Raw genomic sequence first — 13,918 nt, 5'->3', positions numbered from 1 at the left:
TCACCCATGGAAAAATCATCGGCGTTATCCGGTTCGCTAAAAAGTAAATATTTTTTAAGAAACTTTTTAATTACAGGCATAGCATTCTCTTCTCCCATAATTGATAAATAATGGTGATTTCTTTCTCTGATGGTTTTATAGTATTTGAATCATATATATTATTCATAATTTGTAAATAAAATATTCTGAATATAGTTTCTGGATTCTATTAGACTCACTATGGATTTTATATGGATTTTTCGAATTAATTTGAATAAAAATAAAAAAAGACAAAGATTTAATCTTTTAAACCCTTGTCTTTAATATGGTCGGAGTGACTGGACTTGAACCAGCGACCTCTTGCACCCCAAGCAAGCACTCTAGCCAAACTGAGCTACACCCCGTAACGAATTTAAATTATAGCACATAGGATAGTTTTTGTAAAGACTGACAACATTCAAAAAACATAAAAACAATAATTAAACTGGTCTAGACTAATTCAATCTAGGTTAATCTTCACTACGCTAAGTTAAATCAGTTCAGATATTCTTTTCAAAGCATTTATTGTATATTTTATTTCCTCTACTGTATTGAATACTCCTACACTTAACCTTACAATTCCTTGTTCCAGTGTTGCAAGTTTTTTATGGGCAAGTGGTGAACAATGGAGACCTCCTCTTGTCGCAATATCAAAATTCTTATCAAGTTCATAACTTACCTGGTTTGAATTAACATTCCCGATATTAAGAGCAACAATACCGGAATTATTTTCGTAATCATCGCTGCTGTACAACTTTATCCCTTTAATATCTTTTATACCATTAACAAGATTTTTGACCAGATTATTTTTATGAGATCTTATATAATCAATACCTAGCCTCCTAATAAACCTAATACCAGCACCAAGCCCTATAATGCCAGGGGTGTTTAATGTTCCACTTTCCAGATAATCAGGCATATCCTGAGGTTGTATAAGCTTAATTGAACTGCTCCCCGTTCCACCTTCAAGAAGAGTCTTAACTGAGAGTCCCTGTCTTACATAAAGTCCTCCTGTTCCTTGGGGGCCAAGGAGTCCTTTATGTCCTGGAAAAGCAAGCAAATCAATATTCATTTCCTTTACGTCAATGCCAATTGTCCCTGCACCCTGAGAAGCGTCCAATAAAAATACAATATTATGTTCTCTTGCTATTCTCCCTATTTCTTTTACAGGCATGATTATGCCATTAACATTGGAAGAGAGGGTAGATATTATCAATTTCGTATTTTCTTTTATAGCTTTTCTAAAAGCCTCCGGACTGATCAGCCCATAGGGGTCATCTTCTTCCAATATAGTCAATTCTATACCTTTATCTTTTTCCAGACCTTTCAGCGGCCTTATAACCGAATTATGCTCCATGCAGGTGGTAATTACATGGTCTCCGGCCGAAAGGAATGATTTTATAGCAATATTTAAGGCTTCAGTAGCATTCTTTGTAAAGCATATTCTTAAAGGATCATCTATGTTGAAGAATTGAGATATTTCTTCTCTGGCTTCCATAACAGCCCTGGCTGATGCCAAAGCCATCCTGTGCCCTCCTCTCCCCGGATTTGCACAAAACTCTCTTAAACATTTATCTATGGCAGTATATACTTCTTCAGGCTTGGGGAATGACGTTGCAGCATTATCCAAATAGACCATATCCTTTTTCCTCCTGGATAAACTCAGTATTTTTTAGATAAAAAAACAACAGGTATATGATATATTATGTATTCAGCATTGTATTGTTCACAAAATTATTTGTCTGCATTAATGCAAATATCTTCAAAAAGTAGCGCTCATCCATGCTGAATTGATACAAAATATAATAAAAATCTTGTTCAGCGGGAGATTACAAGACCCCCGCTGAATCCCCGGGCGAAGCGAGTTTGCTTGTACCCGGTGATTAATTGTGTTAAAATTTCTTATAAACCAAGCTTTTAAATATACAAAAAAGGATGATACATATTGATGCAATATAAAATAATGGACGCTCATGTACATATATATCCTGATAAAATAGCAGATAAGGCAGTTGACGCTATAAGTAAATACTATGGTATCACGATGCAAGGCAGCGGTACCATATCTGATCTTCTGGAAAAAGGTACAAAAGCCGGAATATCAAGATACCTGGTCCATTCTACTGCAACAAAGCCTGAACAGGTTAAGCCCATTAATGATTTCATATCCCTGTTAATTTCACAATATGATTGTTTTACTGGTTTTGGCACTCTTCATCCTGACATGGAAAATATTGAAGAAGAAATTGATAGAATGATTAGTATGGGTATAAAGGGCATAAAAATGCATCCCGAATTTCAGGAATTTTATTTGGATGAAGACAGAATGATACCTCTATATAAAGCAGTAGAAGGAAGACTCCCCCTTCTTGTGCATATGGGCGATAAAAACAAGAACTCTTCTTCTCCTGCCCGTTTAGCAAAAATAATAGATCAATTTCCTAAGCTGCAGGTTATTGCTGCCCACTTAGGGGGATATAGCATGTGGGATGAGTCGTTAGAATTCCTGGCTGGCAAAAATTTATATATGGATACCTCCAGCAGTCTGATGATACTGGACAGCACCACCGCTGAAAAAATCATCAGAACCCATGGTATAGATAAAATTGTTTTTGGAAGCGATTATCCCATGTGGTCCTTTGAAGAAGAGATTGATAGATTTCTTAAACTGAAGCTGACCGAAACAGAGAGAAAAATGATATTTTGGGATAATATAAATAATCTGCTGTCTTCTGTATGACTGCATGTATAATGCTACTGTACTATTATGTTGCGGAATAGCTGGCCAAAATCTATTCCTGCCACCTTGCTGTCTTTAAATCTGTCAAATATGACTCTTCTTCCTTCTTCAAGGAAGGGTGATTTTATTCCGTGATTGATTGACATACATGCTTCCATATATGCGGATAATTTATCACATACTTCAATTATTTGGCCATCCATTGGATTATACATATCAATATTATATTCTCTATTAATATCTTCGGAATCTACTTCTATAATCTGGCCTTCTTTAATTATCTTACTTTTAAATTCGTCTTTAGTAAAATATCTTAATTCATCATGCCAAGATTGAGGAATTAAAGGAAATATTTTTTCCTCTACCTGTCTTTCTTCAATTTCCTTTATAACATCACTTAATCCCTGGATAGAACGCTTTACAGGAGAAATTATATCTCTTGTTAATACTTCAGGCAGATCATGAAATAATCCTGCAAAATAATTGTTATATATTCTTTTATTACATCCTTCAAGTTCAACAGTAAAAACATATGAAAGGATTGCTACTATCAGCATATGACCCATAACAGAAGTCTCAGGTACTCTTGGTGCCTGTGCCCATCTTTGCTGGAACCTGAGCTGACCTATCAGATCAAGAAACGCCTTTGTTTTCTTCCCTATGTTTAATCTTTGAACACCAGCCAGGTCGTAATGTTCTTCAAGTTCATTATCAATACTATTTTTCGTTTCTTCCAGGCCCCAAAAACCTGAACTTAATCTGTATACTATCTGAAATTCCCAATTTGTTGCCATGTAATGAGCAGCTTTTAATATTTTCTTTTCTATGGCACTATACCCAGGATTGAAAAAATACTCTTTAATCTTTTCCTTAAAGTTTCCTTTGATGTCGTAAACACCTTTGCTCCTAAGCCCTTCAATAACCCATTGATTAAGCTGTTTTTCCTTCTTTGCCATTAATTCGTGAAAAATCGGAGGCTTAATATCAGTCAGTAATATCCTGTGAAATAATTCGAACATGCTGCCCTCAATAAGATTAACCCAATTAATAGAAGCTTTCCTGTCAGATTCTTCGTATTTAGCCAGCACATAGGCATAGAACATTTTTTGAGCCTGTTTATCTAACTCAGTAAAGCCTTTATGAGGTCTTATGTGGTCATTCCATCTTTGCATGGACGCAGCTTCAAATAAAAACTGCAAGAAATCTTTATTAATCATTTAACCTCCCTGCCCCGTAGTTTAATCTCCAACGAAGCGAGTTTGCTTCTTCTTATTCCGAGGCATAATTATCAAAGTATCCGCTTATCAGTATGATTGGGGTACCCTTATCTCCGCTTCCGCTTGTAAGGTCACAAAGACTCCCAAGTAGGCTGGTAATCTGTCTTGGGGTTGTGCCCATAGATGACTCTTTATTTGTAGGGCATTTTTCATTTTCATTCATTCTTTCATTTTCTTTAATTTTTTGTATAATGGCATTTTGCATGTCTTTTTGATTTAAAGTACCCAAATCATTGTCAGCTATATATTTAAGCTTTATTTCATTTCTATATCCGTTCAGTCCGTCAGTATACCCCGGAGATACTACGGGATCTGCCAGTTCCCATATTTTTGTTGCCGGATCTTTATATGCTCCGTCTCCATAAACCATTACCTCAACATGCTTTCCTGTCCTTATTCTCATTAATTTCTGTATTTCCTCAACTATCCTTTTGCAATCCCTTGGGAATAGCTTAATCTGTTCTTCGGTAGCCTTATTGGATCCAAGGAGCCCAAATTCTTCGTTATAGCCACTGCCATTAACCGGTTTGTTTAATATTTCATCAAGGCTATATACGGTCTTAGCCCCAGCCTTTTTCAATATCTTTTTTGTTCTGTTTCTGGAATGTATATTTGACACAAGTACGTTTTTGGTATAATTTAGAGCAACTTTAGGGTCATTGGCCAGGATTATTTCGATATTATCATTTACTGCAAGTTTCTTATATTCTTCAATATAATCCACACCGGTAATTGGATGTTTGGCATTATATCCAAACAGTTCCCTGAATTTTTTTTCTGTCAAAACATCCGTATATGGATTTATGTCAAGTTCATCCAGCAACTCTTCGTCTATAAGACTATTTCCAACTTCATCAGAGGGATAGTTTAGTACAACAAATAATTTTTTCCCAGTTAATGCAATTCCTCTTAATATTATAGAAAATCTATTCCTGCTCAATAAGGGGAATAAAACAGCTAAATTATCTTCTTTAAACTTACTGTTTATGTCACAGGCAATATCATAAATAGTTGCATAATTGCCCTGAGTCCTGGCTACAAGTGATTCTGTAATACCTATAATATCTCTGTCTTTAAGCGGAAAATTTTCGCTCTTCATTGAGTTCAAAACACTTTCTACAACTATTTCCACCAAATTATCTCCTGCTTTGCATATTGGGGCTCTGATACCTCTTACAGTAGTTCCTACAGTTCTTGCCATCTTTTTACTCCTTCCTCTGATTAAAGCTGTATATTTAACGTTATATGGGTTGCTCATTAATCGCAAAGTATATTATAACATTAAAAAGCAAAAAAGTTCCAGTATTAATAACAATTATTACAGTAATTCTCTATATTCAGTAGGTGATACCCCTACAATTTTTTTAAATACAGAACTGAAATAATGATGATCATTGAAGCCTACTTCGTATGCAATTTCATATACTCTGAGTGTGCTGTTTTCCAGAAGTTCTTTGGCCTTTTTTATTCTGACCATGTTTATGTATTCATTGACCGTAAGGCCCATCTGTTCTTTAAAAATCTGGCCGAAATAATTCTTGCTTAGCTGCAGGGCTCCTGCGATATCTGCAAGAGACAAATCTTTCTTGAAGTTCTTATGTATTATATCTTTTGCATGTTCTATTGTACTCTTGCTTTTTTTATCTCTGTTTCTTTTCAGATGTTCCATACAATTTATAACGAATTTACTTGTCCAGTTAATAATCTCATCAAGAGTTTTTAATTTAAAAAAATCATTGAAAGGATTTGACCATTTAGTTTCACTGGTATCTTCCATAGGAGTTTTTGTTTCTTCCAGAGCTACAAGGCAAGCTGTGATTATCCTCATACATATCAGGTTTAAACTATACAAATTTAAGCTTGTCTGAGACTTTTTCACACTTTGGAAGATATCATCAAGAAGCTTCATTACTTCATCTGTTTGATTTAGCTTTATCTTGCTAATAAACTCTTCTTCATTAAAATCAGCTATAGGTGTATTGTCACTTTTTTCAAGATCCCATATATTTATTATATTTCCGCCTCCAAGTAAAATCTTGTATTTCAGAGCATGAAGAGCCTGATTATATGAGGTTTTTATATGCTTGATTCCTTTCAGGATTTCTCCTACCCCAACACTTAAAGATATATTTAGTTGTTCTCTTACTTCTGTTAGAAGTTTTTCCAAAGCGCTATATACTGCATCATTATTTTCCGGAACATTATTATTAAATAATATTACAAAAATATTAGTACTTAAATGGAACAGCTCACAGTACTCTATCCGGTCAACATAATTCTTTAACCTGTTATATACCGACATAACAATAATCTGATAGTTTTCTTCATTTTTTAATTTTATAATCTGATCTTCATCATCAATTTCTATTACAAATACCTGATAAAATTCTCCTTTTAATTCCATGTCCAGAAATTTTAGCTTTTCCTGGAGAATTTCCTGACTCATGCCCTTGTTTAGTAAATCATAAAAAAACCTTTCTCGTATAGCTGATTTATTCTTCTCTATTTGTTCCCTGAGTTGTTCTATTTCTCTATCCTTTTTTTCTTTAGCCACTATACTACATAACAATTTCTCTGAAATATAACTGACATCAGCAGGAGTAAAGGGTTTTAAAATATAATCTATGGCACCATACTTCATTGCCTCTTTTGCATATTCAAATTCATCATGCCCACTAAGTATTATTGTTTCTATTCTCTTATTTCTTCTGTCAAGTTCCTTCAAAAGCTCAATACCTGTCATTTTAGGCATCCTTATATCTAATATCATGCCATGGATGTTATTGTTTTCAATAATTTCAAGAGCTACCTGACCGTTCCTTGCAGTATATACATTAAGGTTTTTATTTTCCTTTAATATTTCTTCGATTCCCTCTCTCATAATCTGTTCATCTTCGACTACTAAAATGTTGTACATTCTTGTTAACCTCCCTTAATATCGGAAGTTCTATTCTGGCAACAGTATTATTATCTTTCTTGTCAAGGCAAAGGCCGTAAGATTTTCCAAAATAATATTTTATCCTTTCGTTTACGTTTCTTAGGCCTATCCCATGATTGCCTTCATTATCTCCTTTTTTCAAATAACTATTAATATTATTTATCTGTTCCCAGGTTATATTTCCTCCGTTATCTGTTACCTCAATAATTATCTTTTTATTATCTTCATTTCTGGCAGTAATGGTTATAAGACCATCAACATCTTTTTCCCTTATACCATGATATATGGCATTTTCAACCAAAGGCTGAAGTATGATTTTAATCGTATAACAATCAAGGATATCCGGATCTATATCAAATATATAATTAAATTGATTTGAATACCTTATTTTCTGAATTTCTAGATAATTTCTTACATGCTCAAGTTCCTCCCTGATAGTAATCATATCTCTTCCCTTGCTAATACTTATTCTGAAAAGATTTGAAAGGGAATTGGCCATATTAATTACGCTTTCTTTTTCTCCTTTATTTGTCAGCCATATTATTGAGGATAAGGTATTGTACAAAAAGTGCGGATTTATCTGAAATTCCAGTGCCCTGTACTCTGCTTCTCTTTTTTTATTTTGGATATAAAATATTTCCTGGATTGAAATTCTCAATCTTTCTACCATGTTATTATAACTTCTTGCAAGTCTCCCTATTTCATCATTATATCTGGGACTGAAATCAACATCAAGATTCCCGCTTTCCGCGCTATCCATAATATCAGATAATTTTTCTATTGGTTTGGTAACCCTGCTTGTCACAAATATAGAAATTAAAATACACAAGACTATACTGCCAAAAATCAGAATCATGGTTATCTTTTTGATATTATTGGAAGAGGCAGTAATTTTAGATAATGGCATCACCCCTACATATTTCCATCCATTTGTTTCATCTGATGAATATATAAAAATGTATTCTGTCTTATTGATTTTTGAAGTAAAGTATCCGGATTTTGATGGAAAACCATCTTTTAAAGAGTATACTTCCTCGAAACTTTTGCCCAGTAATCTCTTGTCATTACATGATACTATGTTGTTTTTCTGATTCAGTATTACTATAGAATCTGAAATATTCTTTAAATCCTGGCTATAAATATTGTACAAAGCTTTTTCTTCGATATTTAAGAGTACAAATCCGATTGTATTTTTATTTGATTTATCCTTAATGAGCCTTATTAAAGGAATTACCTTATATTCTCCAAATTCTCTTATATTACCCCAATTATAATTCCTTCCATCTCTAGGTATATCATCAGAAAGGATATCCAATATATATTCAGGTTCATATATTGGATTAATATCACTTGTAAAAACGTATCCGTTATTACTGATAATATAGATTGAATGGGTATTTTCAATAAATTTATTATCGAAAAGCATTTTTTTAAGTTCAAATACTTTCTTAATTATTTCACTATTATTCTCATTACCACTGTCAACCAAAACTTCATGACTGTTATAATCTATGTTGTTAAAATTTTGTAATACTTCACTTACATTTCGGTTCAAATAAAATCTTATAGCTACCAATTCTTTTTCTTTTAATAATTCTGTGACCTTTTCTTTAATGTTGTTTAATTGATAAATTGTTTCATCGATTCTTCTTTCCTTCTCCAGATTAGAAGAGATATTATATGAAAAAAAGCCCAGCAATATGGCAGGTATCATAGATACCATCAAAAAAAATTCCAGTAGCTTTCTTTTTAGACTCTGATTTTCAAAATAACTGATTAATCTCTTAATCATTTCTATTCCTTCGCAAAATAATTCTATAATTATATTATCAAAATTATATGTATTTATCAAAAAAATGAGTGGGTACACCCACTCATTTTTTTAGGAAAATTGTTAATTAACGCAAAACTGTTAAATAAGCTAGTTTTAATTTTTCCTTCTTGCAACAATTGCTTTCCAATCAAGTTCTTTTATGTTTGTTGCATCGTATACCTTGGATTCGGACATGTAGTCCTTGGGTACTTCTTTTCCTTCCCAGTACTCTGTTAATGCCTTAATAGTATCGGCAGCCTGTACAGCAGGTGAAGTAACAAAGAATGCCTTGAGAATTGGGTCATTATTTTCAAGTTTTGTGAAAGGCTCTTCACCCCATGCTCCACCTGTAACTATAATGTCTGTTCTTCCAGCTGCTTCAATTGCTGCTGCAGCACCTGCACAGGTGTCATAGTTAATACCGAAAACTACGTCAACATCAGGATGAGCTGTCAGAATGTTTTCCATAACTGACATTGAATCAGTTCTTGAAGCTTTTCCATCCTGCTGTGCAACTATTTTTACTCCTTCCATTGTTTCCATTACATCTCTGAAACCTTGTGCTCTTAATCCACATACGATAGCTGATTGAGGGAAGTCGATTATAGCTACTTCAGCTTTACCGCCTAAATTCTCATTGATATATTTCTTTACCCATTCACCTACTGATGCTCCATCCTGATAGAAGTCAAAACCTACGTGAGTTATTACTTTATCACTTTCAGAGGGACCATCATAAGTTATAACTGGTATACCAGCTGCTACAGCTGCTTCAATTGCAGGAACCAAACCTGCTGGGTCAGCGGCAGCTAAAGCAATAGCGTCAACCTTCTTTTGTACGAAGTCTTCTAATTGCTGTGTTTGCTTAGCAGGGTCAGCATCTGCGTCCTGGATGATAACCTCATAACCTGCTTTTTCAGCTTCATAGATAAAGCTTGATTCGAGGTCTTTATAATACTCATCTCTTCTGTAGAATAAGGAAATTCCTATAACTTTCTTTTTTCCTTCACTGGTAGTAGTTTCAGATGTCTTTTCTGTTTCCTTAGTACTGTCACTACCTGTATCTGACTTTTTGTCTGAACCGCATGCTGCAAATGCTGTCACCATAAGAACCAGTGCTAATAAAACTGCAAAGACCTTAATAAATTTCTTCATGTATATTCCTCCTATTTTTTTATTATTAATTTCAACATTGTTTGTTGAAATTTACTACCTGGTTGCATATTCCATTATTATTTCCTGTGTTGCGTCCTCGCGTAATACTTCTCCGGTAATTTTACCATCATGCATAACAAGAATTCTGTCACACATCCCGAGAATTTCAGGAAGCTCGGATGAAATCATAATTACGCCTTTACCTTCTGCAACAAGATTATTTAGTATCTTATAGATTTCAGCTTTAGCTCCTACATCGACTCCTCTTGTTGGTTCGTCAAATATTATTATGTCAGATTCTACTGCAAGCCATTTGGATAGAACAACCTTTTGCTGGTTTCCACCGCTTAGGAATTTAACCTGTCTTTCTTCATCAGGCGTTGCTATTCTTAAGGCTTCTATAAATCTTTTTGCAAGGTTTCTTTCCTTGTTGGAATTAATTATTCCTCTGGTTAATACTTTATCTATACCTACCATACTGATATTCTCTTTAACTGTCATATCAAGAACCAAGCCCTGTTGTTTTCTATCCTCTGGAACCAATGCAATTTTCTTTTCTATTGCATCTGTTACGTTATTGATTGAAACCTTCTGCCCTTTAATATAAATTTCACCTTTTACTTCTGTATCAGCGCCAAAAATTGCCCGGGCGAGTTCAGTTCTTCCTGATCCTACTAGTCCTGCTATACCAAGTATTTCTCCTTTTTTAAGGGTAAAACTTATATTATGCAGTACATTTCTCCTGTTTAGATTCTTCACTTCTAAAAGCACATCACCTATAGGAGCAGGAACTTTAGGATATTCATTTTCCAACTCTCTTCCTACCATCATGGCAATAAGGGTTTTTCTGTCGATATCCTTAACATCCCTTGTTTCAATATGCTTACCATCACGGAGAACCGTTACTCTGTCAGCTATCTTGAATATTTCTTCCAGCCTGTGAGAAATATATATTATAGTTACTCCCTTTTCTTTCAGCATTTTCAAAATCTGGAATAATAAATCCAATTCTTTTTCAGTCAGCGTAGCAGACGGTTCATCCATTATAATAAGTTCAGAATCAAAAGACAGAGCCTTGCAAATTTCAACTATTTGTTTCTGTGCAACGCTTAATTTGCCGACATTTTTATTTAAATCCAAAGATACATTCAATCTGTCCAATAGTTTTTGAGCTTCTTTAAACTGCTGTTTCCAGTCAATTATTTGGGATGATTTTCTTTTGGTTATTGGTCTTCCAAGAAAAATATTTTCCGCTACAGAAAGTGTCTCAACCAATTTTAACTCCTGATGAACAACGCTTATTCCAAGCATTTGGGCTTCCAGAGGGCTATTAATCTTTACAGGTTTCCCATTATAAATGACTTCTCCCTCACTGGCTGAGTAAACACCTGACAATATTTTAATTAGAGTAGATTTTCCAGCCCCGTTTTCACCAACCAATGCATGTATATGACCTCTAACCACATCAAAACTGACATTATCAAGAGCTTTTACACCAGGAAAGTATTTAGATATTCCTTTTACACTTAAAATCAAATTATCAGCCAAAGTAATGCCCCCTGTCTCTATACTTTGTTTGCTTTCTTAGTCTTATATACGTCAAGTCCTATAGCTCCTGCAAGTACAGCTCCCTTAATGATCTGCTGGTAGTATGACGATACATTCAATAAGGTCATTCCGTTTGTAAGCAGACCGATTAGTATTGCACCAAAAAATACTCCCAATACCTTTCCTTTACCACCGGTAATACTTACACCACCAATAACAGCAGCGGTTATTGCTTCAAATTCCCATGTAAGACCCGCATTTGGCTGGCCTGAGTCAAGTCTTGATACCAAAATAACACCGCTTAATGCAGCCAGCGCCGCACAAATTATATAAGTAGATGCTATGATTTTCTTAACTTTTATACCTGATAAGTATGCAGCTTCAACATTTCCTCCGGATGCATAAACAAATCTTCCAAATTTGGTTTTCTGTGATACAAAATGCGCAACCAGATAAACAACTGCCATAATTATTACAGGAAATGGTATTCCCAACCAGTAACCTCTTCCAATAAAAGCAATTGATTTTGGCAATCCTGATATTGGATATGCATTTGTTACAACATATATTAAACCTCTCGCTGCAGACATCATACCCAATGTAGCAATAAAAGGCGGTATACCTGCTTTTGTTACCATAAACGCATTAACTACTCCTGCCAAACAGCCGACCAATATTGCAAAAATAAAAGCAGGAAGAGGATGCCAACCCCAATTTACCAGAGCACTGGCAAAAGCTATACCTGAAAGTCCTACAGTTGCACCAACTGAAATGTCCATTCCACCGCCAACCATAACAAAGAATATTCCTGCGGCAAGTATAGCTATCATTGATGTTTGTCTCAGTACGTTCATTATATTACCTGTTGTCAAAAAAACATCTGAAGCTAATGATAATACAATAGAGAGAGCGATTACTGCATAGATGATTACATATTCTGAGCTGATGTATTTGATGATCTCCACAAATTTATTTGTGCCTTTAGCAGCTTCAGCGCCAGGTCTTTTTTGAATTTCAGCACTCATAATACAATGTTCCTCCTTATAGTTGAATAAGTAAATTAAGTCATTTAACTGCAATTTTGAATTATAAAACTGCAATTATCTTGTTATAGAAAAAGGTCATTTAATGCATAAATGACAAATAGCATACACATTTGATTATAAAAAATTATACAACTTGTATAAATAGAAAAATTAATGATATGTTTTAAAAATTAAAGGTATGAACCTACAACATGAGGTGATGCTCATGAGAATTGTAGCAAAAAGGACTGTTTTCTATACAGTCCTTTTCTATTTCCATTATTAAACTATTCATTAAACAAAGCTATTGGATTATTAAGTTATTGTACTTTTTAGTATATTATAGCGTTATTAGTAGTATTATTTTATTCTGTTTTCAATAATTTCCTTCCAATCTAAGGTATTAATTGTTTCAGAAGTATAAGTGATGGCTTTCATAGCTTGTGTCTGCTCAACTTTCTTGCCTTCCAAAGCATCTACTACTGCTTGCACACCAATTGATGCCATCTTCCATGGATCCATCAGAGTAAATGCTTTATACTGTGGGTGATCTTGTTCCAGGAATCTAATAGCTTCTTCTCCCCAGCTTCCACTTGCACAAAGTACGGTATCAGTTTTTTTCCTGGCTTCAAGTGCGGCATAAAAACCTGCTATTGTATCAAAATTTATTCCATAAGCTAATTTAATATTTGGATTAGCCTCCAAAATTGTTTCAGCAGCGGCCATGGAATCTGCACGAGATGCTTTGCCATCCATCTGGGCAACTATCTTTGCATTTGGAACAGTGGCAATTACTTCTTTAAAGCCATTTACACGGCCAACGCAAATTTCTGAGGAAGCAGGAAAATCTAATATTGCTATTTCAACTGTCTCATTAGGCCAGTGTTCCTCAATATATTTCTTTGCCCAGTTTCCGACACTTCTTCCATCATCGATAGGATCATAGGTTATATTGGAAATGATTTTATCAGTGGGTGTTGAACCATCAAAGCAAACAACAGGTATCCCTTTATCCAAAGCAGCTTCAACAGAAGATACAAGTAATTGTGAACCCGTACATAAAATTGCATCAACACCTTTAGCTGTATAGTCTTCTATTGCAGCTGCAGCCTTTGCCATATCAGCATCAGCATCAGTAATAAGGACTTCAAATCCTGCTTTTTCTGCGTCAAGTCTTACTTTAGTTTCAAGGTCCATGTAAAATTCATCACGCCTGTAGAATAATACTACTCCCAATACTTTTTTATCCTTTGTTGTCTTTACACTAGACTGGGTATCTTCACTTTTTGTAGATTCTCCGCTATTTGCAGGAGTTTTAGTTGCAGACGAGCAGGCAACTATAGAAGACATAAGTACGATAATTAATAAAATTGCCAAAAACTTTTTCATTGCTATACCCTCCCT

At 34.5% G+C, this 13,918-nt stretch carries 10 protein-coding genes and 1 tRNA gene; 1 reads left to right on the top strand and 10 read right to left on the bottom strand.

Translation table 11 applies throughout. From position 1 onward, the window contains the following. Window positions 1-305: 305 nt before the first annotated feature. Window positions 306-383: transfer RNA gene (locus tag GXX20_12125), tRNA-Pro, on the bottom strand. 125 nt (window positions 384-508) lie between these two features. Beyond that, entirely contained in the window at window positions 509-1,657 is a 1,149-nt protein-coding gene (locus GXX20_12120) for an aminotransferase class V-fold PLP-dependent enzyme (GenBank protein HHW32395.1), read from the bottom strand. Window positions 1,658-1,966: 309 nt separating this feature from the next. On the opposite strand from GXX20_12120, the gene GXX20_12115 reads away from it, so the two are divergent. Beyond that, window positions 1,967-2,758 carry an amidohydrolase gene (locus GXX20_12115; protein ID HHW32394.1) on the top strand — a complete coding sequence of 264 codons (792 nt, stop codon included), beginning with the start codon at window positions 1,967-1,969 and terminating at the stop codon, window positions 2,756-2,758. A gap of 14 nt (window positions 2,759-2,772) precedes the next feature. On the opposite strand, the gene GXX20_12110 is transcribed toward GXX20_12115, so the two are convergent. The 8 genes from GXX20_12110 to GXX20_12075 all read right to left on the bottom strand — a co-directional run bounded on the left by GXX20_12110 (window position 2,773) and on the right by GXX20_12075 (window position 13,903). Further along, window positions 2,773-3,975, bottom strand: a complete 1,203-nt coding sequence (locus GXX20_12110) for an HD domain-containing protein (protein ID HHW32393.1) — start codon at window positions 3,973-3,975, stop codon at window positions 2,773-2,775. A gap of 52 nt (window positions 3,976-4,027) precedes the next feature. Further along, a complete protein-coding gene (locus tag GXX20_12105) occupies window positions 4,028-5,236 on the bottom strand; it encodes a F420-0--gamma-glutamyl ligase (protein HHW32392.1) in 1,209 nt (402 codons plus the stop codon). A 117-nt stretch (window positions 5,237-5,353) separates the two neighbouring features. Beyond that, complete coding sequence (locus GXX20_12100) at window positions 5,354-6,952, bottom strand: response regulator (GenBank protein ID HHW32391.1); 1,599 nt, start codon at window positions 6,950-6,952, stop codon at window positions 5,354-5,356. After that, the gene (locus GXX20_12095) at window positions 6,924-8,765 is read right to left on the bottom strand and encodes a sensor histidine kinase (GenBank protein HHW32390.1); all 1,842 of its coding nucleotides are present in this window, start codon (window positions 8,763-8,765) and stop codon (window positions 6,924-6,926) included. Before GXX20_12095 ends, GXX20_12100 begins: the two co-directional genes overlap by 29 nt. Before the next feature lie 135 nt (window positions 8,766-8,900). After that, window positions 8,901-9,941 (bottom strand): sugar ABC transporter substrate-binding protein, encoded by a 1,041-nt coding sequence (locus tag GXX20_12090; GenBank protein HHW32389.1) that lies wholly within the window; start codon window positions 9,939-9,941, stop codon window positions 8,901-8,903. A 54-nt stretch (window positions 9,942-9,995) separates the two neighbouring features. After that, window positions 9,996-11,489 carry a sugar ABC transporter ATP-binding protein gene (locus GXX20_12085; protein ID HHW32388.1) on the bottom strand — a complete coding sequence of 498 codons (1,494 nt, stop codon included), beginning with the start codon at window positions 11,487-11,489 and terminating at the stop codon, window positions 9,996-9,998. A 17-nt stretch (window positions 11,490-11,506) separates the two neighbouring features. Continuing rightward, on the bottom strand, window positions 11,507-12,514 hold the full coding sequence (locus tag GXX20_12080; protein HHW32387.1) for an ABC transporter permease: 1,008 nt from the start codon (window positions 12,512-12,514) through the stop codon (window positions 11,507-11,509). Window positions 12,515-12,874: 360 nt separating this feature from the next. Further along, window positions 12,875-13,903: a sugar ABC transporter substrate-binding protein gene (locus GXX20_12075; GenBank protein HHW32386.1), complete on the bottom strand. Its 1,029-nt coding sequence runs from the start codon at window positions 13,901-13,903 to the stop codon at window positions 12,875-12,877. Window positions 13,904-13,918: the final 15 nt, after the last annotated feature.

Source organism: Clostridiaceae bacterium (assembly GCA_012840395.1).
Classification (GTDB): Bacteria; Bacillota; Clostridia; order Acetivibrionales; family DULL01; genus DULL01.
This window is presented reverse-complemented; position numbering and strand designations above follow the sequence as displayed.